The sequence below is a fragment of the Myxococcus faecalis genome (genome assembly GCF_050039385.1).
GTDB lineage: Bacteria > Myxococcota > Myxococcia > Myxococcales > Myxococcaceae > Myxococcus > Myxococcus fulvus.
The window spans coordinates 10,721,783-10,746,108 of the sequence record NZ_CP144336.1 but is presented as its reverse complement, the minus strand read 5'-3'; the positions used below and the strand labels follow the sequence as shown (position 1 = coordinate 10,746,108).

Here is a 24,326-nt window from a genome sequence, read left to right as displayed (position 1 = left end):
GAGAGGGGCGCCCCACACGGAGGTTCCGCCCGTCGTCACTGCACGGCGGCGTAGATGACGGCGACCCAGTATTGCTTCGCGCCGAAGCGCTTCGAATCCCCGCGCACCACCCCGACGCCCACCCGGTTGTTGGTGGCCTCGGCGACGCTGCGGGACTCGGGGAGCGAGGCCGGGTCCGACACCACGAAGAAGTCCACCGACGCCGTGCCCGCGTCGGGCAGCACCTGGAACACGCGCTCGTGCAGCGGGGCCTCGCCCGGCTGCGCGGCCGGTTGGTCCATCTCCAGCGCGTGCCGGGCGTGCGCCTGCGCGAGCGACTCCAGCACCTCGCTGCGCGCCATGGGCGGCAGCTTCTTCGCCGTGCGGTGGCGGGCCAGCGCGTCGTAGGCGTCCTGCCTGGGATTCTCCGGGTCCGCGGACGCGGGAGACGCGGCGGTGAAGACCTCGGTGACGATGGCCTCGTTGCGTCCGCCGACCTTCTGGAAGGTGACGCCCACGCCCATGAACCGGAAGCCCGGGTCCAGCAGGTTGCGGCGGTGGCCGGGGCTGTGCTCGATGCCGAAGTGCGCCGCGAGCGGCCCGGCGGCCTGACCCAGGTTCTCACCCGCCCGCACGTAGCGGGTCCCTGGCGGGAGTCGACGGGTGAGGGTGCTGCCATCCGGGGCCACGTGCGCGAAGAAGCCCTCGGCGGACATGCGCTGGCTGTACGCCTGGGCCACGCGCTCGAGCAGCGGGTCCGGCGTCAGCTCCACCAGGCCATGCGCGCGGCGCAGGGCGTTGATGCGCTCATGGAGCGCCACGCGCGCGGTCTCCACGGTGGTGGGCTCCACGTTGCTCTCGCGCAGGCCGCGTCGGCGCACCTCGCCAATCTGCGTGAGGAACAGCGAGGTGACCTCCGGTCCCGCTTCGCCTCGCGCCACCACCTCCACCGTGTAGGTGCCGGGGGTGAGGAAGTCCAGGCGCGAGCAGAAGTCGGAGCCCTGGGTGCCTCGCCGCGTGAGCGGGACGATGATGACCTCGCCATCGGGACGGGTGACGTAGATCTCCGGCTGGCTCAGCGAGGGGCCCAGCCGTCCGCAGAGCGTCTGGACCGCGCGCTCACCGGGCATGACGCGCGGGAAGGGGCGCAGCTCCGCCTTGCGGTCCGACAGCAGCGTCACCAGCGCGGCGCGCTTGTCGACGAACGCGACGCCCACGCCGAAGTGGGTGGCCCGCTCCGTGTTCAGGTCCGGCCGGGCGCGCAGGGACTCGAGCGCGTGCTGGTGGGCCCACGCTCGGATGACGAGCGCCCGGGGCGCGGGGTCCGCGGCGCCCGCGTCGCTGATGGCCTCGGTGAGCGTGAAGAGGTCCGGCGCGCCGGTGAAGGCCCCGCTGAGCGCCTCGCGCGCCAGCCGTCGGGCCGCTTCGACGAGCGAGGCGTCCTCGGCGGGGGCGCGGCGGCCCACGCGCTCGAACTCGCGCACCACGTGCTGCGCGGCTTGCTGCTCCATGGCCTCGGTGGGTGTCAGCGGCACCTTCGGCTTGGGCGGGGGCGCCTGTTGTTGTGCGGGCGGCGCGGCCGGGCCACGTGGCGCGGGCGCGGCGGTGAGCAACAGGGAGAGGGCGAGCGCGGCGATCATCGCCCCTCCCAACGGAAGGCGAGCGCCCTCACCGTGTCCGCGCCCAGCCGCTCGTTCAAGCGGGCGCAGAGCGACGCGGCCTCGGGCTCCAGCGTGCGCGCCCACTCGGGGCTCGTCACCGACACGAGCAGGGTGCCACCCTCGAGGGCACGTGGGGTCGCATGGCGGGCAATGTGCGCACCCACCACCGAGGCCCACACCGGCGCCAGGGGATGTCCGCGCCCGGACTCACCGGCGAGGCGACCCAGGACTCGGGGGAGAAGGCTTTCAAGTGACTTCGGCTCGCCGCGGGCCATCGCGCGCGATGATGATTCGTGAGACCCTGAAAGCCAACCTTCCATTGCGTGGTGGAAGGGCGAGCGGGCGGCCGGGTCCGACGATGTCCAGTGGAGGCAAGTCGAGCCTCCACGACGTCGCGCGTCGGTCGTCGTCCCTGTAAGGTCGAGGGTGTTCCGCCCCCCGGGAGCCGCATCGCATGAGTCGCTCGCTTCGTCCCTACCTGCTGTCGGCCCTCGTGTGTGTGCTGGGGATGCTGGCGGGCTGTGGTGACGCGTTCGACTCGACCCCTGGCATCCCCGCGGAGCCCAAGCCCAAGCCGACGGCGTGCGCGGTGGACCAGGACTGCCCGGACCCCGCGCTCTTCTTCTGCAACACCGCGCAGTCCCGCTGTGAGCCCGCGTGTCGCACGCGCGCGGACTGTGGCTCGGCCCGGCGTCAGGAGTACGCGCTGCCCATGTGCGACGCTCCAATGGGGTGCGAGTGCGACATGAACCGGTGCATGGCGGCGCTGTGCGCGGCGGACGCGGACTGCGAGGTGGACGAGGTCTGTCGCGATGGCGCCTGCGTGGCGCCGCCAGCGCCCGTGCTCGCGGCCTCGTGTCAGGTGACGCCGGACGTCGTCATCGGGCGCCCAGGCACCTCCGTCGTCTTCAACGTGTGGGTGCGTGACGCCGCGGGCAGGCCCGTGGTCCCCCTTGACGGAATCGCGTGGGAGGCGCGCGCGCCGAGGGTGAAGGGGGGCGGCTCCGGGCCCCGGGTCGCGCTCGTGCTGGGCGAACCCGGTGTGGATCGCGAGGCCGTCACCGTCCGCGTCGGCTCGGCGGTCTGCTCCGCGAATGTCACCGTGCTGAGCCCCGAGGTCCCCGACGGCGGGCTCCGCGTGCTGGTGGTGGATGAGCTGACGGGACGCTCCCTGCCGCTCACCACCATCGCCATCTCCAACGAGAAGGGCGAGGTGCTCGATACGGCGCTGACGGGGCTGGACGGCGCCACCTGGGTGCCCGCGTCGGGGACGGTGGGCGTGACGGCCTTCCACCCGGACTTCGGCTACCTCACCCTGGCCCGCCATGAGGTCGAGGAGGGGCGCGACCTGCGACTCGCGCTGCGGCGCAATCCGTTGGACCTCTCGGGTGGACTCCAGGTCGACTTCGTCGAGCCGCGCGTCGTCACGCCGCCTCCGTTGACGACGCGGTCGCGGCTGCGGCTGGGATTGACGGGCCTGTCGGTGCCGGGACTCTTCTCCGAGGTCTCGACGGAGACGTTGCTGGGGTTCGATCGCGAGGTGGAGGTGGAGGCGGGCGGCACGCGCAGGCTGTCGCTGCCGTCGGGCACGGCGTTGTGGGTGGAAGGAGGGGTCGCGCCGCGGGTGTCCGCGCCGGGCGTGGCGGGGGTGTGTGACTTGTCGCTGTCGGGCGTGTTGGAGCCGGAGCTGTCCATCGCGATGGGCACGTGCGGCACGCGCTCGGCGTGGGCCGTGACGGGAGGCCTGCCGGTGGCGGAGCTGCCCCTCAACGCGTTCGACCTGGGCATGGATCCGCTGCTGATGCTGGGTCGGCTGCTGGTGCTGTCGCCCGACTTCCACTCGTCGGTGGTGCGCGACGCGTCCTTCCGCCTGGTCCCCACGCCGGGCCTCGTCGAGGGCGGGCCCCGACCGGACGCGGTGACATATCCGGAGGGGGTGTCGCTCGACTTCGAGGGCGTGCGGCTGGCGTTCCCGTTCGCCGTGCGCGTCCCGGCGCTGCCTCGCTACCGGGGTGCGTATCTGGACCGGGCCTATGTGCTGAGCACCGTGGCCGCGCCGGGTCGAGGGCTCGTGCCGCTGGGCCTGGGCGCCGCCGCCAATGTCGCGCCGGCGGATCCGAACACGGACGCGGACTCGCGGCTGGGACAGCCCGGCGTGATGTTCGTGCGCATGGCCCCCGCGCACCACGGGCTGGAGGGGCAGCCCTACCGCCTGCTCATGGGCGCCTCGTCCCGGGCGGCGCGGGATGATGCCTCGGCCGGCGTGGCGACGAGCCTGGTGGTGGCGGACCTGGCGGGGCCGCTGTTCGACCCGTTGGGGGAGCACCCGGTGCAGACCTGGTCGGGCTTCCTGCCCATCCCCGAGGACGTCCGCTACAACTTCGATGGCGCGGCGGAGGCCCGGGGGCTGGGGCCGCGTGAGCTGCGCGGCGAGGTGGACGGGCCCGCGACGTTGATCCGCGTCGTCTTCACCAACCGCCTCGGGCGCAGGTGGACGGTGCTCGTCTCTCCCGATGACCTGGAGGACGGGGTCCGGGTTCCCCGGGCGCCCATGGGCATCGAGGACCGGACCTTCTTCGGGGACCACCAGGGCTCGCGCTCGCTCTTGCGCACGGAGGTGTTGCAGGTGACGGGGCGGGACTCGCGGGATGAGCTGGGGCCCTCGCGACTGGCCGCGGCCGATGGGCCCGGGCTCGACCATGTGGGGGACCTGACCCAGGCCGCGTCGTCCCTGGACGTGGGACGTCCCGAGGTGGCCTGGCTCTATCCGGAGCTGGAGGGACAGCGGCTCACCCGGGGGAGCGCCGTGCGGGTGCGGGTCACCGGTTTCCGCCTGGGGACCAGCGCGGAGGCGGACGGCCGCGTGCGCATCGTGGTAAGGGGCGGCGCCAAGGGGTGCGAGGAGGTCCTCGTGAGTGACACGGCCTCATCTCCCACCTCGGGCGAGGTGGAGCTCCGGCTGCCGGCGAGCTGCTCCGGCCTGGGGGTGTCACTCATCGCGTCACTGGAGGACCCCGAAGGTCGCCTGCTCCGGCCCGCGGTCTCGGCCCTGCGAGGCGTGGATATTCCCTAGGTCAGGCGCGGATTCCCTACCCGGAGTCGCGTGCTCTGACTCGCTTTCTTGTTTTGCAGGGTGGTAGCGTCCCGAGGGTCGTTTGCTGGAGGAGTGGTGCAGAACGAGACGGTCGTCACGGTCATCTCCAAGATCTCCGACCGGCCGGTCAACCTCGACGCGGCGCTGGTCGTGATCTACGGACTGGACCTGGGTCGGAAGCACGATTTGACGCGCGAGGAGACCCTGATTGGTCGCTCGTCGAAGTCGGACATCCAGATCGACCAGGAGTCGGTGAGTCGCAACCACGCGGCCATCTCCAATACCCGGGAGGGCGTGCGGATCCGCGACGCGGGCTCCACCAACGGCACGTTCATCAACGACGAGCTGGTGGAGGGGGTTCGCGAGCTGCGCAACGGCGACCTGGTGAAGATCGGCCGCACCATCTTCAAGTACATCGCCGGCGGCAACATCGAGGCGGCGTACCACGATGAGATCTACCGGCTGACCACGATGGACGGCCTGACGCAGATCTACAACCGGCGCTATTTCGACGAGCAGCTGGACCGGGAGCTGTCCCGCAGCCGCCGGTACGAGCGCGGGCTGTCGCTGGTGTTGATCGACATCGACCACTTCAAGAAGGTGAACGACAAGTTCGGCCACCTCGCGGGGGACTCGGTGCTCAAGCAGCTGGCGTCCACGGTGCGCACGCGCATCCGCCGCGAGGACGTCTTCGCCCGCTACGGCGGTGAGGAGTTCGCCGTCCTGTTGCCCGAGGTCGCTCTGACGGGCGCGCGTCAGCTCGCCGAGAAGGTGCGCCGGCTGGTGGAGAAGCAGCGCTTCGAGTTCGACCGTCAGGCCATCCCCGTCACCATCTCCCTGGGCGTGGCGGTGCTGGAGCCTCGCCACCGCGAGCCCGGAGACCTGGTGCGCGCGGCGGACGAGAAGCTCTTCGAGGCGAAGACGACGGGCCGCAACCGCGTCGTCGGCTGAGGGCTCCGCGCGGAGGATTCGCGCGAACCGGTGGGGTCCCCCGCTTCAGCCCGCGAAGACGGAGCGCCGCTCGCGCAGCAGGGAGTGGAGCATGCCCTGGATGGCCTCGCGGGTGCGCTCGGTGAGTCGTCCCACCTCGCCCAGATCGTCCGCGGCCTCGGGGGGCAGCCCGTCCATGGCGATGGGCTCGCCGAAGCGGATGCTCCACTTGGCGGGCAGGGGCAGGGGACCTGGCATCAGCGGCAGGTAGGGCAGGCCGAGGAAGCTCGCGGGGATGCGGCCGAGCATCGGCGATGTCTCCTCCGCGCCGACGATGGCCACCGGGACGATGGGCGCGCCCGTGCGCAGCGCGAGCTTCACGAAGCCGCCGCGCCCGAAGCGCTTGAGGCGATAGCGCTCACCGAAGGGCTTGCTGAGGCCCTGGTAGCCCTCGGGGAAGACGACGAGGGGGCGCTGCTCGTCGAGCAGCCGCAGCGCGTTCTCCGGGCACGCGCGCACCGCGCCCAGGCGGTTGAAGAGCGTGCCCAGCATGGGCGCGTGGAAGACCTGGTCCTCCACGAGCCAGCGTGACTCGCGCAGGTCCGGCCGCTCACGACCGAGCGTGAGCGACATCACGAGGCCGTCGTAGGGCAGGGCACCCGAGTGGTTCGCCACCAGGATGACGGCGCCGCCGGGGATGTGGTCCGTCCCCTGCGCGGAGACCCGCCAGTACTGGCCGTAGAGGAACTCGAGCACCGGCTCCAGCCGTTCGACGAGGGACGGGTCCTTGCCGTACTCGTCCAGGTGCGCGCCGCCGCCCGTTCCCAGGCCCGCGCGCACCGCGTCCAGCATGCCGTTCATCGCGCCCCACGCGCGTCCCAGTCCCTCGCTGGCCAGCGCCTGTCCGGCGATCTCCCGGGCCAGGGCGAACATGCCGCTGGCGCGCTGGGCGAGGGGACGGGGGGACCCGGCGTCGTGAGCGGGCTCGGAGGAGGCGCCGTGAAAGGCGTCGTCTCGCGAGGGGGGCACCAGGGACAGCGGGCCTCGGCGACCCGGGGGGAACTCGTCGCGCGTCGTGTCTGGCATTTCCACCTCGGGCGCCTGGAAGGTGCTGTCCACCGCGGGCCTGGAGATGGTCCGCTCCCAGCCGTCCTCGACCTCCTCGGGGGTCTCGTCGAGGTCCTCGAGCTCCAGCACGGCGCCGGCCATGGCCAGGTCCTCGCGCAGCTCCAGCGTGGAGACCTCTTCGTCCTCGGCCAGCTCGTCGAGGAAGCCCACCGTGGCGCGCTCCTCGAAGGAGTCGGTGAAGGGCGGCTCGGCGGAGCGGTGGACCATCACCTCGGCGACGGCGAGCTCGGCGGCGCTCTCGGCGACCTGCGCGGCGACGGTGGCGGCGAGCTCGCGCTCGTGCTCCGGCTTGCGAGTGACGGGGCTGTGGTCGAGGACCTCCTCCACTGCGGCCTCCGCCAGTCCGGTGGCCATCTCCGTGGCGAGCAGCCGGTCCGTGGCCTCCTCGCGGCCGGCGCGTCGGTCCATGGCTTCGTCCACGGCGTGCTTCGCGGTGACCTCGGCCACCTCGGCGGCCAGGGCCTCCGCGAGCGCGTGGTCCACGTTGCGCTGCTGGGGCGTCCGCTCCGCGGCGCGCTCCTCGAGCACCGCGGGGGGCCGAGACGGTGGGGCTGCTCGCGGAGTCACCGGCGCCGCGGGCTCGCGCAGCGGCTCCACTTCGTTCTCCGTCGCGGCGAGCGGGCTGCTGGCGGACGTGCCGGTACCACGCGAGGAGTGGCTGGCGGCGACCGGAGCCTGAGCGCTGGCCGCGTGAGATGGGTCGAGCGGAGGCGTCGATGTTCCACGGGAGTCGCCCGCAGCGGTGGTGGCTTCTCCACGGGGCCTGCTCGCACCCGTTGTGGCGCCCGCGTGGAGCGCGCGCTCGCTCGTATCGGAGTCGCCCTTGTTGGTTTCAGAGGGCGTGCCACGTGCTGTGGTGGTGAGGGGCCGCTTCAGGCCATCCCTTTCGCCAGCGGAGCCTCGTGAAGGCGAGCCCTGCGTGGAGGTGGACGGCGGCTTCCCCCCGGCCGGGGCGCCGCGCGCGGCCTTGTTGTTTCGCGACGTCGAGGCAGGCCTCGTGTTGGCGGGGCGCTGCTCTCCATTCGACTCACCTTTCGCGCCCTTGTTGTTCCGAGCCGCACTCCGCGCGGCCGTGCTGTTCCGGTTGTCGGCGTCGCGCGCGGAAGAAGGCGCGGACTTCTTCGCGTCCTTCGGCTGGACGCGCCCGTTCTGCTCCGAGCCCCGGGCCTCGGGACCACGGGACTTCGCCTTCCCGGATGCGGGCTTTCCACGAGCGGGCTGCTTCTTCGCCTCGGCCCCGTTCTTCGAGTGGGCCTTCTGCGTCGCCGTGCCCTCGCGCTCGGAGGGCGGGCGGTCCCGCGGAGGGGTGCCGGGTTTCGTGCGCTCACCCTCGCGGGAGGCGGCTCCGCGCTGGAAAGGATCGTTCCCGAGGACACCCTTGGCCATCTCTAGCTCCTCTTGAGCGCCGCCGCGGCGTCCCTGACGTGGTGGAAGGGGATGAAGCCGAGGGCAGTCTCCGCGCGCTCGCCGTCGGCCACCCACGAGTAATGGATGTAGTCGAGAAGGGCTACGGGCAACGTGTCCGCTCCAACCACATCCAGCGCATGGAGTGCGCCACGGAACAATGGGCCGGGCAGGGGGAGCGGCCGGGCACCCGCCTGTCGGATGAGGCCGGACAGCGGGAGTACGCCTTGGCCAACGATGTTGAACTCCCCGGACGCCTCCGCCCGCAGCGCCAGGTGCAGCGCCCGCCCCGCGTCCTCCTCGTGCAGCCCCTGCCACAGCGGGTCGAACCCCAGCAGGGTGGGAACCACGGAGGTGCGCGTCAGCAGCCGCGTGACGGGGCTCTCGAACGCGGCCCCCAGCACCGGCGCGAAGCGCAGCACGAGCACCTTCATCTCGGGGTGCCGCTCACGGAACGCGCGGACCTGTCCCTCCACCTCCACCTTGTCGGTGACGAAGCGGCTGTGCGGACAGCCCTGCAGCGGCGAGTCCTCGCGCAGGAGCGCCGGGTTGTTCCCCCGCGCTCCATAGACGGCCGTCATCGACGGCACCACCAGCCGGGGGATGCGCGCGCGGCCCGCCGCGGTCAGCACGTTCATCGTGCCGATGACCTCCAGCTCGTGCGCCAGCGAGCCGTTGCGGATGGGGCCGAACAGGAACGCCAGGTGGTAGAGCGCATCCACGGGGCGCTCGGTCAGCGCGTCGGTGAGCTCGCTCTCGGCGTCGTGCCGCGTGAGGTCCACCCGGTGGAACTCCACCTTGGCGCCCTCGGGACGGTTCACGTCCAGCACGACGATGCTCTCCACCTCCGGATCGCGCTCGAGCCGGGGCAGCAACAGCTTCCCGTACTCGCCGCTGGCTCCCGTCACCGCGACACGCAGCCGTCCCTTGCCTGGTCGTGACTCGTCCATACGCGAGGTCTCCTGTTAGCCCAGCCGCTCTCGAATGTCAGCCTGCACGGCTCTGTCTTGCTGGACAACGTCGTCCGGGTGGCGGAGGGTGGACGATTGCCATGGCACGCATCGCCCGTCTCAGTGACGTCCTCATCAACAAGATCGCCGCCGGCGAGGTGGTGGAGCGGCCCGCGTCCGTCGTGAAGGAGCTGGTGGAGAACTCGCTCGATGCCGGGGCGAGCACCGTGCGCGTGGACCTGTCGGGTGGGGGCGTGGACCGCATCATCGTGTCCGACGATGGACACGGCATGGGCCGCCAGGACGCCACGCTCTGTCTGGACCGCCACGCCACCAGCAAGCTGCGCGAGCTGGACGACCTGTTCCACATCGACTCCATGGGGTTTCGCGGTGAGGCGGTGCCCGCCATCGCCTCCGTGTCCCGCTTCAGCCTGCACACCGCGGAGGTCGGCGCGGACGTGGGCACGCGGGTGACGCTGGAGGGTGGGGTGGACGTGGTGGTGGAGGACGCCCCGCCGCGCACCGGCACGATCATCACCGTGGAGGACCTGTTCTTCAACGTGCCCGCGCGCCGCAAGTTCCTGCGCCGGGGCGACACCGAGCTCAAGCACGCCGAGGAGGCCGTCGTCCGGCTGGCCCTGGCCAACCCGGACGTGGGCTTCTTCGCCACCCACGAGGGCAACGAGCTGTTCTCCAGCGCGGCCTGTCCCGAGGACCCGCGCGAGCGCATCGCGGCGGCCCTGGGGCCCGCCTGTCACCCGCACCTGTTCCCCGTCGAGGAGCGCCGGCTGGGCGTCAGCGTCACCGGGTACGCGGCCTCGCCCGAGTTCACCTTCCCCAACGCGCGCGGCCTCTACACCTTCGTCAACCGCCGCTTCGTGAGGGACCGCGGCCTCATCGGCACCATCCAGCGCGCGTACCAGGACTTCCTCGCCGCCGGACGTCAGCCGGTGGTGGTGCTGAACATCGACGTGGACCCCGTCGCCGTGGACGTCAACGTCCACCCGCAGAAGCTGGAGGTCCGCTTCTCCGATGCGCGCGGCGTGTACGAGGCCATCAGCGCCGCGCTCAACCGCATGCTGCGCGCGGCCCCCTGGCTGGGCACCGGCGCCGACGCCCAGGCCGCCCTGGGCAACACGCCGCGAGACGCCGCGCACTACGCGCACGCCGTGGAGCGCTTCCTCACCCGCGCGCAGGAGGCGTCGTGGGGCGGCCCGCTGCCCACCACGCTGGACGCCGCCTCGCCCGGTCCGGGCCCCGCGCCCCTGTCCGGCGCCCCCGGCCCCATGGCCGGGATTCCCGCGCCGCTGCCCTTCGCCCACACCGGCATGCGCCCGCCCGCGTTCGGCGAGGCCCAGCCCCAGCTCAACGAGGCCCCTCCGCCGGGCTACTTCGCCGCGCTCAGGCCCATGGGCCTGCTGGGCGGCCGCTTCCACATCTGCGAGGGACCGGGCGGCACGCTGGTGGTCCTGGACCCGCACGCGGCGCTGGAGCGGGCCCGGCTGACGACCTACCTGCGCGCGCTCGAGGACGAGAAGGGCCCTCCGGCGCCGTCGCTGTTCGGCACCACGCTGGAGTTCCCCGTCGCGGTGGCCAAGTCGCTCGTCGAGGGCCGCGAGGCGCTCTGCCGGCTGGGCGTCGACGTGGAGCCCTTCGGTGGCACCACCGTGGCGCTCAAGACGGTGCCGCCGGGGCTCGAGGGCGCCGATGCGCGCTCGCTGCTGGAGGCCCTGGCGCGCGCGCTGCCGCCTCGGGGCGCCACGCTGGACGCCGTCACGCTGGCGGAGGCGGTGCGGGTGCTGGCCTGTCACGCCGCGCGCAAGGCGAACACCGTGCCGCTCACGGACGCGCAGCTGCGCGCGCTGCTGGGCGAGCTGGACCGGGCCGACTTCCATCCCCCGTGCAGCCACGGCACGGTGGTGGTGCTGGAGATGCCGCTGCTGGAGCTGGAGCGCCGCGCCCGTTGACCTGGCCGGAAAGTTGACCCGTGGGAGGTCACTGCTACGGTGGGCCACACGCCTGTAGCACCGGGCGTTCCCCGGCACGGACGTCCAGGACGAGCACCCCTCACGGCAACGCACACGGGAGCGGCCACATGCGCGGTGTCATCACCCTGCGAGACGTGGTGTCCAACCTGGGCGTGGTGCTCCGCGAGTTCGGGGCCTTGTGTGTCGTCCGCTGCGTGGTCGCGTCGCTGTGTCGTCAGCGGACGACCTTCCTGGAAATCGCCGTGCGCTGCTCCAAGCGCACCTGACCTTCGCCTCCGAGTCCGATGCTCCGTCGCCTCCTGCCGCCCCTCGTCCTGCTCTTCGCCACTCCCGCCGTCGCCCAGGACGAGGAGGAGCCCATCCCCACGTCGCTGGCGGGAGTGGGGCGCATCACCGTGGAGGGGGGCTGGCGCGTCACCTCCAACGAGACGCTCTACAAGACCTGGTACGACGTCGAGGCGAACAGGGGCCTGCCACGGGCGCGCGAGACGGACGGTGGTCCGCTCGGCGTGGCGACCTTCGCCTACTCCATCTCCGACCTGGTGGAGCTGGGCATCGACCTCTTCTTCACCGGCTCCAAGCTGTACCTCAACAGCCCCGGCCTGGAGGGCGCCGCGCCCGTCGAGCGCAGCCTGGAGACGCTGGGCTACGGCGCGCTGGTGGGCGTGCGCTTCCAGACGGTGCTCCCGGAGATCGGCCCGTATGGCCTGGTGCCCTTCGCGGGGCTCGCCACGGGGCCGGCCATCGCCAGCTCCAAGCTGTCCGGAGAGAAGCTGGAGGACAAGACCACCCAGGCCTGGGCGGGCTCGCTGGGGGCCACCTGGCGGCTGTCCCCCCGCTGGGGCCTTTCCGCCGAGTACCGGTTCATGTTCCTTCGCGGACCCGTGGGCCCGGCGCTGAACGACCAGGACAAGCGCATCGCCTCGTTCAGCCTCGGAGGCAGCTGGATGTCCCTGGGTGTGACGTACACTTTTCCGCCCGAGCCATCCCGCTCGTTGACGGGCGGCCTGTAGCCCGAGCAGGCATGCGCCGAGCAGGTTGAACGCTTCCGGAAATGCGGTGGAACGATTGCGGTGTTCCGCTGCGGAAATTGTCGCCGTATGACCGGGAGAACTCCTTACGATGCGTGAGTCGGCCGAGATCGTTACCGGGCCCAGGAAGATGTCCATGCCAGAGCAGGCGAAGACCGAGATTGATAAGGAACTGGCGGACCTCCGCCGCGAAGTCGTCGAGGCCCGCAACCTCGTCATCAAGAGTGACAACCTGCTGAAGAACCTCCACGCGGAGGTCAAGGCGGTAGGCAAGCGTCACGAGGACTTCCAGAAGCGTCAGTGGATTTCTTCCGCGGCGGCGTATGTGCTGTTCGCCGTCATCGCGGTGGGCGCGGCGGTGATGATCACCAGCGCCCGCTCCTCCAGTGCCACGAACGAGCGCGAGCGGCTGGAGAAGATGGTGGCGGACCTGACGGGCCAGCTGGAGAAGCAGCGCGCGGACACGTCCGCGCACCAGACGGCCCAGCGGGGCGCCGCGGAGGTCTACAAGATGATGACCTCGCTGCCCGGCGACGAGCGGCTCAAGGGCATCGACGCGCTGATGAAGCTGGACACCTCCCGGCTCAGCTCGCTGGAGCGTCAGGCGCTCAACGACCGGGCCTCGTCCCTGCGTCGTGAGACGGGCGACGTCGCCTTCGAGCGCGGGAAGATCGCCTTCCGCAAGAACGAGATGGACCAGGTCGTCGCGGAGATGGAGCGCTTCCTGGCCATGAACCCCCCGAACGAGCAGGCGCTGGACGCGTCCTTCTTCCTGGGCACCGCCTACAACCAGCTGCGCAAGCACGACAAGGCCGTGCCGCTGCTGGCGCGCTTCGTCGAGGGCGACCGCACCTCCAAGACGCGCGATTACGCCATGCTGCTGCTGGCCCAGTCGTACCAGGAGGTCGGGCAGATGGAGAAGGCGCTGGAGACGGCGCGTGACGCCGCGGGCAGCTACCTCAACAGCCAGTACCAGCAGCAGTTCCGCAGCCGCATCGCCATGGTGAAGCGCGCCATGAGCGGCAACACGGAGGTCGCGGGGCCCGCCCCGGTGGCCCCCGCCGCGGCGCCCGCCCAGCAGGTGGCGAGCCCCGCCGGTCAGTAGTCCCGGCCGCACCCCCGCCCGCTCAGCCGGGTGGGGAGACCACGGAAGCGTTGCCACGCGGGGTCCACGGTCGTAAGACCTGGACCCCGTGTCCGCTCCCGACCCCCGCAAAGACCCTCGCTTCCGCCGCTACCGTGGTGCCGCGTATGGGCTCTACATCGCGCTCACCTCGCTGTTCTCGGTGTGGATCATCGTGAACGTGAGCCGCTCGGTGGCGGCCATGACGCCGGAGAAGCTGCCGCCCGCCTCCGTGACGCTCGGCTTCCCGGAGTGTCTGGCCGGCGCCCGCGCGCTGTGGGACGAGCTGGAGCTGGGCCGCGAGAAGCTGGTGCGCGTGTCGCCCGCGCGCGACGTGGACCAGGAATGGATGCGCTTTCGCACCGAGTGGCTGACGCGGCTGCGTGAGCGCGAGTCCCAGTGTGACCTGCAGACGCGCGAGCGCGCCCCGCTGCGCACCGTGTACCGCCGGCTGGAGGCGGTGCTGGACCTCTACACCACGCACGCGGTGCAGTACGCGGACGAGGTGGGCGGCACGGTGGACTCGTTCCACGCGGCCTTCAAGGCGGCGAGCGCGAGCCCCGCGGCGAGGTCCTCGCTGCCCTGAGCGGCCTTCAGCGGATGGGCAGCAGCGCCGTGTAGCGGCCCAGCGTGTCCGTCACGGACTGGGCCAGCAGCACCGAGGTGGGACGGCCCTCCACGTTCACCACCCGGTAGAAGCGGATGGACGCGAAGGCCAGGCCCGGGGGCACGCCCGGCTCGCGAGCGAAGGACAGCGCGCGTCCGCGCAGCGTGCGCCCGCGCTGGAGGGAGAAGGTGGACACCGCCTGCTCGACGCCGTCGCTGCCGGGCACCACCGAGACGAAGCGGGCGATGCGCGGCAGGTTCTCCCCGGGCACGGCGTCCAGCCGGTACAGCGCCGGGTCCAACCGCAGCGTGTATTCGCCGTTGCCGTCCGTGATCGTCTCGGTGGCCAGGTCGGGCGGCAGCCGTCGCCCCGAGACGGTGTCCACGGGCTCCACCACCAGGCGCACGCCGGCCGCGGGCGTCGTGTCATCCGGCAGCCGCAGCAGGCCGCGCACCAGGCGTCGCTCGGCGCAGACCACGTCCGGCAGCACCGTGTCCGTGCGCGGCACCACCGCGTTGGTGATGGTGAGCCCGGAGGCGGCGCCGGGCGGCGGCACCACCACCAGCTCCAGGGGCGCCTCGGCGGGGCTGGGCAGTGAGCGCAGCTCGAAGCGGCCCTCCAGGTCCGTGGTGGCCAGGGGGCTCGCGAAGGTGCCGCCTCCGCTCACGCGCCCCTGGAGCGACACGGTGGCGGAGGCGACGGGGCGGCCATCCTGCGCCACCACGCGGCCCGTCACGCGCACCGGCGCGCCGAAGTCTCCCAGCTCCAGCTCCACCGGAGCCGTGAGGTCCACGGGGAAGGTCTGCTGGGGGATGAGCGCGTCGTCGTGCAGCGCCGTCACCCGGAGGAGCACGGTGCTGGCGCTGGCGGCCTCCGGGGCCAGCGCCAGCGAGAAGGCCCCGGTGGAGGCCGTCACCGGGATGCGCTGGGACAGCGGACGCAGCTGGGCGTCCAGGGCCTCCACCGCGAGCCCCGCGGGGACGGGGGCGCCATCATGGAGCGCCACCTGGCCCTGCACCCGCACGACGGCGTTGGAGGCGGGCAGCAGCCACTGCATCGCGAGCGTCTCGCCCGGGGACACGGTGCCGGTGTTCGTCACGGGCGGCACGTCCGGGTCCTCGGCCAGCAGCGTCACCGCGTACTGGCCGCTGGCGACGGGGAGCGTCCACTGCCCGTTGTCGGGCACGAGCAACGCCTGGTGGTAGCGGGCCACGCCCGGGATGAGGGCGCTGGTGCCGACGGCGCGCACGAAGAGCGGATCCGAATAGGGGCGGGTGGCGCTGCTCGACGGCGTGGGCGGCGTCACCGTGGCGCGCGTCACCAGGCCCCGCACGGACGCCTCGCCGAAGAGCTGCAGGTTCTGCTCGGCGCGCAGGCGCCCCACCGGGAAGTCCTGGGCGTACAGGCCCAGCGCCGGGTTGGGCGTCACCTCCACCACGATGTCCTGGCCCGGGTCTCCGCAGCCGTCGACGAAGCAGGTCTCGTTGGCCGAGCAGTCCGCGTCGGAGGTGCAGACGAGGAGCGAGTCCGCCGGGGGCTCGTCCAACAGGGCGCAGCGGGTGTTGCCGGACAGCAGCACCAGCGCGGCCAGGAGCCGGGCGGGAGCGCGGGTCATCGGCAGTCTCCCTGCACCGTGTTCACCACCCAGGTGTAGCTGATGACGAAGCCCGGGTCGATGATGGTGCCTCCGTCGGGCAGGTTCACCACGCGCGACTCGGGCTGCCGGTCCGTCAGCTCCGCGTCGCTCACCAGGGCCTCCACCAGATGCTGGCCCGGCGCGCTCAGCTCCGAGTTCGCGGAGGCCAGGTTGATGCGCAGCGTGCCCCGGTCCGGCCGGCGCGCCTCGCCGTTGTTGGTGAGGGCGATCTCCCGGTAGGGCCCGCGCGGGTCCTGCGGGTTGTAGTCGATGAACCAGTGCACCTTGATGCGGTCATCGACGTCCGGGTCCTCCACGGCGACCTCGAACGTCAGCTCGCACCGCGTGGCGCCGAAGTCCCGGATGATGCGCTCCTCGGGCAGCACCAGCGACTCGATGATGCGCGGCGAGCGGTTCATGAACCGGGGCACGTCGTCGAGCAGGGTGTCGTCCTGGGGCAACAGACAGCCGACGAGCAGCAGGCCCAGGGCCGAGGCCAGGGCACACATCGCCCGTCCCTGGCCGGGCGGCCTGTCCCTGGGGGCTCGCGCCGTCGTCGAATCCATCCGCGGTGTGTCGGGCGCCGCCGTCAGAGCAGCTCCTCGCCCTCCTCGGGGGGCAGCGGCCGGCCGGTCTTCTCCGCCTCCAGCTTCTCCAGGTGCCGGAAGATGGTGCGAGGGTCCACGCCCAGGTCCTTGGCCGTCTTGGTCCGGTTGCCGTTGTTCCGCGCCAGCACTTCGTTGATGTAACGCTTCTGGAACTCTTCCTTGGCCTGGAGCAGCGGCATGATGGGGTCCAGGTTCTCCGGCTTGAGGTCCAGGTCGTCCGGGCCCAGCAGCGGCTTGTCGGACAGCACGACGGCCTTCTTGATGCGGTTCTCCAGCTCCCGGATGTTGCCCGGCCAGCCGTACTTCTTCATGGCCACCGCGGCGGACGGGGTGAAGCCCTTGGCCCGGGAGCTGAACTCACGCGAGTACTTCTGGAGGAAGAACCGGCCCAGCACCACCACGTCCTCGCCGCGCTCGCGCAGCGGGGGCAGCTTCAGCGTGACGACGTTGAGGCGGTAGTAGAGGTCCTCGCGGAAGGTGTTCCGCTTCACCTCGTCCTCGAGGACTTTATTGGTCGCGGCGACGACGCGGATGTCCACCGGCTCGCCCCGGTTGTCGCCGACCTTGTAGACGATCTTCTCCTGGAGCGCGCGCAAGAGCTTCACCTGGAGCTGCAGCGGCATCTCGCCAATCTCGTCCAGGAAGAGCGTGCCGCCGATGGCCGCCTGGAACTTGCCCGCCTTGGTGGCCACCGCGCCGGTGAAGGCGCCCTTCACGTGGCCGAACAGCTCGCTCTCCAGGAGGTTCTCCGGGATGGCGCCGCAGTTGATGGTGATGAACGGGCCCTTCAGGCGCGGCGAGCGGCGGTGGATCTCCCGGGCGATGAGCTCCTTGCCCGTGCCCGTCTCGCCGGTGATGAGCACGGAGATGTCCGTGGGCGCGATCTTGTCGATGCGCTTGTAGACGTCGCGCATGCCCTGACAGGCGCCCACGATGTCGCCGTAGCGCTGGTCCTCCAGCTTGCGGCGCAGCTCCGTGTTGTCCAGCTTGAGGTCGTTGACCAGCATCGCGTTCTGCAGGACGAGCGACGCCTGCGCCGCGAAGATGGTGAGCATGTCCGCGCTCTTGGGCTCGAACCGGTTCACCAGCCGGTCGTTGCCCACGTAGATGACGCCGAACAGGTCGCCCTTGTGCATCAGCGGAACGCACATGACCGAGTGCACGCGCAGGTTGACCACGGACTCGCTGGCCTTGAACTCGGGGGCGTCCACCGCGTCCGCGACGATGAGGGGCCGCTGCTCCTTGACCACCTTGGCGATGATGGAGTCGGACAGCTTCTCCACCGCGTCCTCGATGTTCTCGCGCGCCACGTTGCGCGCCACCTTCACGCGCGGGTCTCCGCTCTCCATCAGGATGAGGAAGCCCTTGTCGGCGCGCGTCACCTCGATGGCCTCGTCCATCAGGCTCTCGAGGATGCGCTCCACGTCGTAGAGCGCCAGCAGCCGCTCGCTGAAGGCGGTGAGCCGGCGCAGCATGGCCAGCTCGCGGCCGGGCACCCCGGGCAGCTCCGTGGTGTGCGAGTCCGACGTGTCCCTGGTCGCCGGCGCCTCGCGCTGCGCCGGGGCGAGCGTGGAGGGCGGGGGCGCGCGCGGGGCGTCCTCGCGGGAGAACTTCAGCTCCGTGTTGCCCACGCGCAGCACGTCGCCGGTGGCGAGCGCGTGGGTGTCGCGCTTCTTGCCGTTGACCTGCACGGTGGCGCCCAGGGTGCCCACCTCGTAGCGCGTGCCGTCGAAGGTGACGTGCAGGGCGCTGTCGGGGACACCGGGGTCGTCGAGCGCGATGTCGTTGTCCGCGCTGCGGCCGATGCTGGTGATGCGCTTGTGCAGGGCGATCTCGCGGACCTTGCCATCAGGACTGCGGACGGTGAGGCTGGCCATAGGGCTTCACATACCTGGAGGTTGAGGGGCTCAGAAGGTGAGGGACAGGGCGACGCCGCCGCCGCCGGAGGTGGGGTACACGCCCACGCGCGCGGTGGTGCGCGGCGGGGTGGCGCGGGGAGTCAGGACCTCGGAGCGCGGCGTGGTTCGCGCCGGAGGCTCGCGCGTCTCCACGGTGGTGCGCACCACCTGGTCCTCATGGTGGTACAGCGCGTCCACCACGCCCAGGGCGTAGATGGTGTAGAAGCCCGCGGCCGAGGCCAGCTTGAGCAGCTGCCAGGTGTCTCGCTGGCGCTCGCGGCTGGTGGGGATGAAGCGGATGGTGATGGAGGCCTTGCCGTCGTCATCGAGCACGTTGTCCAGCTCGAGTGTGCGCTCCTCGAAGAGCGACTCGTAGGCGAAGTAGGAGATGACGCTTGTCACCGCGAGCACACCCTCGGTGGCGGCGAAGACGATGCCCAGGCTGTTGCGGCCCTGCTGGAACTGGCCCGCGCCGAAGGGGACGAAGTTGACCAGGAAGTTGCGCTTCTCCACGGTGCGCACGTTGACCTGGCTGGCCAGCTCCTCGGCGCGGCGGCGCAGCACCTCCGCCTCCACGCGCTCGCGCTCGCGGCGCTCGGTCTCCGCCTTCTCGCGCTCCTGGCGCAGCCGGCGCTCCTGACGCAGGAACTCCAGCTCGTTGGTCATGTCGTCCTTGATGCCCTCCAGGAAGGCCACCGCGGGGGGCGGGACGACGAACGGGTCCAGGCTGAAGTCGGGGTCCAACCGGAGCAGGGCGCGCAGGTGGCGCGAGGCCTCCTCGGTGCGGCCCAGGTTGAACGCGGCCAGGCCCGCCAGCTTGTGCAGCTCCACCAGCTCGTCCTCGCCCAGCCCGCCCCGGTCGATGCGCGCGCCGGCGCGGTCCAGGACCTCGGCGTACTTGCCGTACTCGAAGCTGGCGCGCAGGGCCGTCACCTCCGGGTCCCCGGTGTCCTCCTGCGCGAGCGAGGCGGCTGGCGTCCACAGCACGAGCCAGAGCGAGATGAGCGCGAGCCCACGGTTCATTCGGGGGACAGGCTCCCGGCCACGAGCGTCGGCTCTCCCGGGCGCAGCTGCACCACGCGGCGCTCCGTCTTGTAGCCGGGGTGGGAGATCTCCACCGCGACGGTGTGGAGGAAGCCCGCGGGGCCGCGCGGCGCGCGAATCTCGAACGGGTGCTGGACGCTGTCGCGCGCGGTGCGCACCTGGTCGCCCACGCGCACGGTGGCCTCGGCGGGCGTGTACTCGAGCGAGAGCGGTGACGGCTTGGGCTGGGCCCCCAGGTGGAAGCGGTTCTCGCCGTCGGACTGGACCTCGATGTCCTCCTTCACGTCCAGGCAGTAGTCGCAGGAGATGGTGACGGTGTGGCGCCCCGGGGACAGCTCCACGTCGTGCTTCGACAGGGCCTGGGCGCTCGGCGCGCCGTCGCCCACGCGGATGACCCCGAAGGGCCGCACGAGGATGGTGGCGAAGACCTTCTTCGCCCCGGGCTGCCGTCCGGCGACGCGCTCCTCACCAGGGCCGCCCACCGCGCGCGCATCGTCCGCGGCGCGAGGTGCGCCGCCCACCGCGCGCGGACCGCCCGTGCGCGGGGAGGGCCCGCCGGGGACCAGGGACAGCGCGTCGGCGCGGGTGCCCGGCGCCTCGGTGGGAGGGCTCTTCGACGCCATGCCGCGCGAGCCCTCGCTCCGGGGCGACGGCGTGCGAGTGCCTGGACCCTCGGGGGCTCGCGGCAGCGCGCCGGGGGCCACGCCGGTGCCCGTGGGCGCGGCGGGCCCAGCCCCGGTCGGGTCGGTGGAGGAGGGCGCCGTCGCCTCGGGGCCGCTCGGCTCGCGGCCTCCGGACGTCATGGACGGGGGCGTGGAGGGCGTGCTCGCCTCGGGCGGATGGAACGCGGCGTCTGCGGGCGCGTGGTACAGCTTGTAGCCGCCGAGGCTCACGGCCGTGAGGGACGCGAGCCCCACCGCGAGCCGGATGCCGCGCCGTCGCCACTTCCGCGCGCGCTGCGCCCGCTGGATGCCTTTGAGCAGCCCCAGCGCCCGCGCGTTCTGCGCGTCCAGCGCCAGCACCTGGTTGAGGCAGCCGAGCGCGCGCGGCGTGCGCTTCTCCGCGAGCAGCCGCTCACCGCGCTCCAGCAGCGACGCGACGATGCGCTGGCGCGCGAGCTTCCGGTACGACGGCGGGTCGGCGAAGAACGACACCAGCTCCTCGCCCACGCGGGCGAAGCCCAGGCCCGCCAGGTAGTCCGCGAGCGCGTCGCGCAGCTTGCCGGCGTCAGGGTAGCGCTGGTTCGGGTCCCTCTGGAGACAGCGCGCGCAGATGTCCGCCAGCTCATCCGACAGACACGGGACGCGGCGGCGCGGGTCCTCGTAGTCGCCGTCGAGGATGCGCTTGAGCGTGGCCGTGGTGTTGGGCGCGGAGAAGGGCAGCCGGCCCGTCATGGCCGCGTAGAACATGATGCCCACGCTGAAGACGTCCGCCTCGGGGCCGGCCTCCAGGCCCTCGATGATCTCGGGGGACATGTGCGCGGGCGAGCCCACGAGCGTGCCCGTCACCGTCATCCGCTCCTCGATGTCGAGCAGCCGCGCGATGCCGAAGTCCATGAGCTTGAGGATGCCGTCCTCGCGCACCATGACGTTCTCGGGCTTCAGGTCGCGATGGATGACGCCCGCCTCGTGCGCATGCGCGAGCGCCGCGGCCAGCTCGTGGATGACCATGGCCGCCAGCTCCGGCGGATCCATGGGCCCCTCGTCGAGCACCGTCTTGAGCGTCTGGCCGCGGATGTACTCGGTGACGATGAACGCGTCCTGCGCGTCCGCGGCGGAGAAGTCGAACACCTCGAGGATGTTGGGGTGGTGCAGCTTGGCCACCGCGCGGGCCTCGCGCGCGAGCCTCCGCCGCGACTCGTCCTTGCCCGCCAGGTGGGGGTGCAGCACCTTCACGGCCACTTCACGGTCCAGGGCGGTGTCGAGCCCCTTGTACACGACGCTCATGCCCCCCGAGCCGAGCTGCTCGAGGATGCGATAGCGACCGATATGGCGGCCGACGAGCGTCATGACGTGTGCGGCGAAAGTGCCTTCCCCCTCCCTCAGTCCCCGAAGCTGATGCCCATGCTCTTCGCGAAGCGCACCAGCTCGCCGGAAGGGTCCACCCGGCGCTCCTTGCGCGACTCGCTCAGCGGTACCGCGACAATCTCTCCGGCGCGCAGGGCCACCATGTGGTCCCACTGTCCATCGCGCACCAGGTCCAGCACCTTGCAACCATAGCGCGTGGCGAGCACGCGGTCCGCCGCGCTCGGGCTCCCGCCACGCTGCAGGTGGCCCAGCACGTTGACGCGGATCTCCGCTTCCACGTGCTGCGCCAAGAGGTCCGCGCACACCTTGCCGGAGCCGCCCAGCCGCACCACGCCGCGTCCGGGCACGTCCTCGGCCTTGTCCAGCACGGCCAGCGTGCCGCCCACGGGGAAGGCGCCCTCGGAGATGGCGATGATGGAGAAGCTGCGGCGGCGCGTGGCCCTGCGGCGCAGCTTCTCCACGATGGACTCCACCCGGTAGGGAATCTCCGGGATGAGGATGACGTCCGCTCCGCCAGCAAGCCCGCTCTCGAGCGTGAGGAAGCCCGCGTGCCGGCCCATGATCTCCACCAGCATCACCCGGTCGTGCGCCTCCGCCGTGGAGTGCAGCCGATCCAACGCCTCCGTCACGATGAGCCGCGCGGTGTCGAAGCCGAACGTCTGGTCCGTCCCGCTCAAGTCGTTGTCGATGGTCTTCGGACAGCCCACCACCTTGAGGCCCTTCTCACTGAGCCGGTGGCCGATGGACAGCGTGCCGTCGCCGCCCACCGCGATGACGCCGTCGAGCTTCAGCGCCTCGCAGCGCCGCAGCACGGCGTCGGACACATCGCGCTCCACCCAACGTTCCCCCTCCCTGAAGGCGTAGATGAACGGGTTGGCGCGGTTGGACGTGCCCAGGATGGTGCCGCCCTTGGGGAGGATGCCGCGCGTGTCCTCCTCGGTGAGGGGACGCGTGAGGTCGGGCTCCACCAGGCCCATGTAGCCGTTCTCGATGCCGACGAACTCGTGGCCGAACTCGTGCGTGCCCCGCTTGACGAGGCCGCGGATGAGCGCGTTGAGCCCGGGGCAGTCTCCGCCACCGGTGAGGACTCCGAGTCTCAGTGAACGGGCCATAGGGGTCGGACGCGGGTGTCAGAGGCAGGAGTGCCCACCATGACAGCGACGTCGGACCTGATGATAGGAGGCCCCCGCGCTGGGGTGCAACGCGCGAATCACCTCACGGATCGGATTTCCGAGTGGAAACGCGAGCTTCCATCAGTCCCGCTTGAGGCGGCGACGAGAGGCGACGCGGTCCAGCAGGGCCTGCAGACGGGGCTGGGGCGCCTTGGGCAGCGCCTTGTCTGTCGGAGATTGTAGGGGCATCTCCTTCGCCATCCGGTAGACCTCGATCAACCGCTCCTTGAAGAGCTCGTTGTCGGGGCGCTCCTGGACGGCGCGGCGGTAGGCGGCGGCCGCTCCCACGTAGTCCCCGAGGGCGAACAGGCGCTCACCCTCCTGGGCGGGTGAGGAGGGGCCGAGCGGGAGCTCAGGCTCCTCGGGCGGTCGGGAGGCCTCCAGCTTCTGGAGCTCCAGGGGCTGGAGGGACTCGCGGAGGTTGGCGAGCTTGTCGGCGAGCGCGCCGTCGTCCGGGAAGGCCAGGAGGAGCGCCTCATAGAGGTCGAGCGCCTCGACCAGCTCTCCACGGCGCAGCGCTCGGTCGGCGCGAGCCTCCATCTCCACCCGGGCTGCAGGATTCATCTCGGCGCGAGGTTACCCGTGCCCGACGGGGATGTCACAACGAAGGCGCGCGGGCCTGACTTCACGGTGAGCCGGGCCGGTGGGCCTCATGCCCGTGAAGCCGTGTCTTCTGGGTATCCATGGGTTCATGCGGCCTGGCGCGTGAGTGGCCGCGTCCGGGGCTCGGGGGGCCTATGCTGCGCGGTGTGAGCCTCTCGTGGGTGGCAGGCGGGTGGTTGTTGCTGTCGGGCGCGCTCGGGACCGAGCTGCGGCGCGACGGCTACGTGCTGCGTCCGCCCGAGGGCTTCCACATGGTGCGGTGGGAGCCGTACACGGGCTCGGTGGCGGGGGCGGTGACGTTGGACGCGGAGACGCCGAGGTCCTTGTCCGCGGCGCTCGCGGATGGCGAGGGCCCGGAGGCGGCGACGATGTTGGTGTCGGTGGTGGAGCGCGGCTTCTCCGCGAGCCCGTCCGAGCGTGACGACTTCGCGTCGGCGGTGATGCAGCACTTCCAGCGGGAGCTGGGGGTGGTGCTGTCGCCGGAGCGCGTGGACCGGATTGGAGGCGATGCGCCGCGCGTGGAGGTGCTGGGGACGCTGCGGGACGCGGGGCAGACGCGCACGGTGCTGGTGGCGGGGCTCGCGTCCGAGGGGCGGCACGCGGTGGTCGTCGTCAGCGCGCCCGCGGTGCGCTGGGAGGTGCTGGCGCCGAGCGTCCGAGCCTCGCTGGAGACGTTCCGCCTGGAGCCGACGACGACGCCTGGCGTGGTTCCCCGGCGCTTGTTGGGCGCGCTCGCGGGGGCGCTGGCCGGTGCGCTGGTGGCGTCATACGCGGCGTGGCGCCGGGGGCGCGCGGGGCGGATGGCCTCCGAGTCGTGACGACCGCGCGGCTCGCGCACGAATGAATCCCCGGTGGCGCCCTGGGCGGCGCCGCGAGCGGGCCGCCTCGGAGGCGGGCGGGTCCCCGCGTGATGCCATCTGCTGGAGTGCGCGCCGGAGCCCGAGGAGCCGGCCCCGGCGCGGATTGCGTTTCAGGGCTTCACGTCACTGCGCACCCGGCTCGGGCAAGAGCGGGGGCACGGCGGTGGGCTTGCGGTGCTCATCCAGCGCCACGAGCACGAAGCGCCCGCGCGTGCACAGCTCCCGCGCGCCCGTGAGCAGGTCCTCGGCGAACATCTCCACGTCCACGGTGACGGAGGTGCGGCCCGTCGCCGTCACGCGGCTGACCAGCTCCACGAGCTGCCCCTGCTGCACGGGCATGTGGAAGTCCACGCGCTCGCTGGACGCGGTGACCACGGTGCGGCGCGTGTAGCGGCTGGCGGTGATGAACGCGGACATGTCCATCCACCTCAGGGCCTGACCTCCGAAGAGGGTGCCGTAGTGGTTGGTCTGATCCGGGAACACCATGTCCACCATCCGCGTCTCGGTGGCGGAGGAGGGGAGGGACGGCTGCATGTGACTCATGGACGGACTCCTGGCCCACGGGCCTCCCCGGACATGAAGA

The 24,326-nt window shown here is 71.7% G+C and carries 20 protein-coding genes; 8 read left to right on the top strand and 12 right to left on the bottom strand.

The genetic code is table 11. From position 1 onward, the window contains the following. Positions 1-35: 35 nt before the first annotated feature. Together VZQ01_RS42465 and VZQ01_RS42460 are read right to left on the bottom strand one after the other, a co-directional pair. On the bottom strand, positions 36-1,619 hold the full coding sequence (locus VZQ01_RS42465) for a CAP domain-containing protein (protein WP_223749912.1): 1,584 nt from the start codon (positions 1,617-1,619) through the stop codon (positions 36-38). Then, complete coding sequence (locus tag VZQ01_RS42460; RefSeq protein ID WP_426746503.1) at positions 1,616-1,915, bottom strand: DciA family protein; 300 nt, start codon at positions 1,913-1,915, stop codon at positions 1,616-1,618. The genes VZQ01_RS42465 and VZQ01_RS42460 overlap by 4 nt, the downstream gene beginning before the upstream one ends. Before the next feature lie 179 nt (positions 1,916-2,094). On the opposite strand from VZQ01_RS42460, the gene VZQ01_RS42455 reads away from it, so the two are divergent. Together VZQ01_RS42455 and VZQ01_RS42450 are read left to right on the top strand one after the other, a co-directional pair. Further along, complete coding sequence (locus VZQ01_RS42455; RefSeq protein WP_426746501.1) at positions 2,095-4,713, top strand: carboxypeptidase regulatory-like domain-containing protein; 2,619 nt, start codon at positions 2,095-2,097, stop codon at positions 4,711-4,713. A gap of 96 nt (positions 4,714-4,809) precedes the next feature. Further along, entirely contained in the window at positions 4,810-5,685 is an 876-nt protein-coding gene (locus VZQ01_RS42450) for a GGDEF domain-containing protein (protein ID WP_046717966.1), read from the top strand. A gap of 45 nt (positions 5,686-5,730) precedes the next feature. Here the strand turns inward: VZQ01_RS42450 and VZQ01_RS42445 are convergent, their stop codons facing one another. Both VZQ01_RS42445 and VZQ01_RS42440 read right to left on the bottom strand, forming a co-directional pair. Further along, positions 5,731-7,389 carry a lysophospholipid acyltransferase family protein gene (locus tag VZQ01_RS42445; protein WP_408890520.1) on the bottom strand — a complete coding sequence of 553 codons (1,659 nt, stop codon included), beginning with the start codon at positions 7,387-7,389 and terminating at the stop codon, positions 5,731-5,733. A 791-nt stretch (positions 7,390-8,180) separates the two neighbouring features. Then, a complete protein-coding gene (locus VZQ01_RS42440) occupies positions 8,181-9,146 on the bottom strand; it encodes an SDR family oxidoreductase (RefSeq protein ID WP_223749908.1) in 966 nt (321 codons plus the stop codon). Positions 9,147-9,247: 101 nt separating this feature from the next. Between VZQ01_RS42440 and mutL the strand changes: the two genes are divergently transcribed. The 5 genes from mutL (at position 9,248) to VZQ01_RS42415 (ending at position 13,874) form a co-directional block, all read left to right on the top strand. Next, positions 9,248-11,113 carry a DNA mismatch repair endonuclease MutL gene (mutL, locus tag VZQ01_RS42435; protein WP_223784447.1) on the top strand — a complete coding sequence of 622 codons (1,866 nt, stop codon included), beginning with the start codon at positions 9,248-9,250 and terminating at the stop codon, positions 11,111-11,113. Positions 11,114-11,241: 128 nt separating this feature from the next. Then, positions 11,242-11,400, top strand: a complete 159-nt coding sequence (locus VZQ01_RS42430) for a hypothetical protein (RefSeq protein ID WP_170300476.1) — start codon at positions 11,242-11,244, stop codon at positions 11,398-11,400. An 18-nt stretch (positions 11,401-11,418) separates the two neighbouring features. Continuing rightward, the gene (locus VZQ01_RS42425; RefSeq protein ID WP_426746498.1) at positions 11,419-12,147 is read left to right on the top strand and encodes an outer membrane protein; all 729 of its coding nucleotides are present in this window, start codon (positions 11,419-11,421) and stop codon (positions 12,145-12,147) included. 154 nt (positions 12,148-12,301) lie between these two features. Continuing rightward, a complete protein-coding gene (locus VZQ01_RS42420; protein WP_408890519.1) occupies positions 12,302-13,270 on the top strand; it encodes a tetratricopeptide repeat protein in 969 nt (322 codons plus the stop codon). Between the two features lie 88 nt (positions 13,271-13,358). Next, positions 13,359-13,874 (top strand): hypothetical protein, encoded by a 516-nt coding sequence (locus tag VZQ01_RS42415; RefSeq protein ID WP_408890517.1) that lies wholly within the window; start codon positions 13,359-13,361, stop codon positions 13,872-13,874. Positions 13,875-13,881: 7 nt separating this feature from the next. Here the strand turns inward: VZQ01_RS42415 and VZQ01_RS42410 are convergent, their stop codons facing one another. From VZQ01_RS42410 to VZQ01_RS42380, 7 genes are all read right to left on the bottom strand, one after another. Further along, positions 13,882-15,510 carry a carboxypeptidase-like regulatory domain-containing protein gene (locus VZQ01_RS42410; RefSeq protein ID WP_223749903.1) on the bottom strand — a complete coding sequence of 543 codons (1,629 nt, stop codon included), beginning with the start codon at positions 15,508-15,510 and terminating at the stop codon, positions 13,882-13,884. Beyond that, entirely contained in the window at positions 15,507-16,040 is a 534-nt protein-coding gene (locus tag VZQ01_RS42405; RefSeq protein WP_248545680.1) for a hypothetical protein, read from the bottom strand. The genes VZQ01_RS42410 and VZQ01_RS42405 overlap by 4 nt, the downstream gene beginning before the upstream one ends. Positions 16,041-16,120: 80 nt before the next feature. Beyond that, positions 16,121-18,016 carry a sigma 54-interacting transcriptional regulator gene (locus VZQ01_RS42400; RefSeq protein WP_223749902.1) on the bottom strand — a complete coding sequence of 632 codons (1,896 nt, stop codon included), beginning with the start codon at positions 18,014-18,016 and terminating at the stop codon, positions 16,121-16,123. A 30-nt stretch (positions 18,017-18,046) separates the two neighbouring features. Further along, positions 18,047-19,060 (bottom strand): tetratricopeptide repeat protein, encoded by a 1,014-nt coding sequence (locus VZQ01_RS42395; RefSeq protein ID WP_408890516.1) that lies wholly within the window; start codon positions 19,058-19,060, stop codon positions 18,047-18,049. Continuing rightward, a complete protein-coding gene (locus VZQ01_RS42390) occupies positions 19,057-21,090 on the bottom strand; it encodes a serine/threonine-protein kinase (protein ID WP_223784451.1) in 2,034 nt (677 codons plus the stop codon). Before VZQ01_RS42390 ends, VZQ01_RS42395 begins: the two co-directional genes overlap by 4 nt. 32 nt (positions 21,091-21,122) lie before the next feature. Beyond that, positions 21,123-22,220, bottom strand: a complete 1,098-nt coding sequence (locus VZQ01_RS42385) for a 6-phosphofructokinase (RefSeq protein WP_223749899.1) — start codon at positions 22,218-22,220, stop codon at positions 21,123-21,125. Between the two features lie 141 nt (positions 22,221-22,361). After that, the gene (locus tag VZQ01_RS42380) at positions 22,362-22,844 is read right to left on the bottom strand and encodes a hypothetical protein (protein ID WP_141330997.1); all 483 of its coding nucleotides are present in this window, start codon (positions 22,842-22,844) and stop codon (positions 22,362-22,364) included. 173 nt (positions 22,845-23,017) lie between these two features. On the opposite strand from VZQ01_RS42380, the gene VZQ01_RS42375 reads away from it, so the two are divergent. Then, positions 23,018-23,701, top strand: coding sequence for a hypothetical protein (locus VZQ01_RS42375; RefSeq protein ID WP_255653529.1), 684 nt, complete (start codon positions 23,018-23,020; stop codon positions 23,699-23,701). A 165-nt stretch (positions 23,702-23,866) separates the two neighbouring features. Here VZQ01_RS42375 and VZQ01_RS42370 read toward each other — a convergent pair whose 3' ends face one another. Then, positions 23,867-24,286, bottom strand: a complete 420-nt coding sequence (locus tag VZQ01_RS42370; protein ID WP_223749898.1) for an acyl-CoA thioesterase — start codon at positions 24,284-24,286, stop codon at positions 23,867-23,869. Positions 24,287-24,326 lie beyond the last annotated feature (40 nt).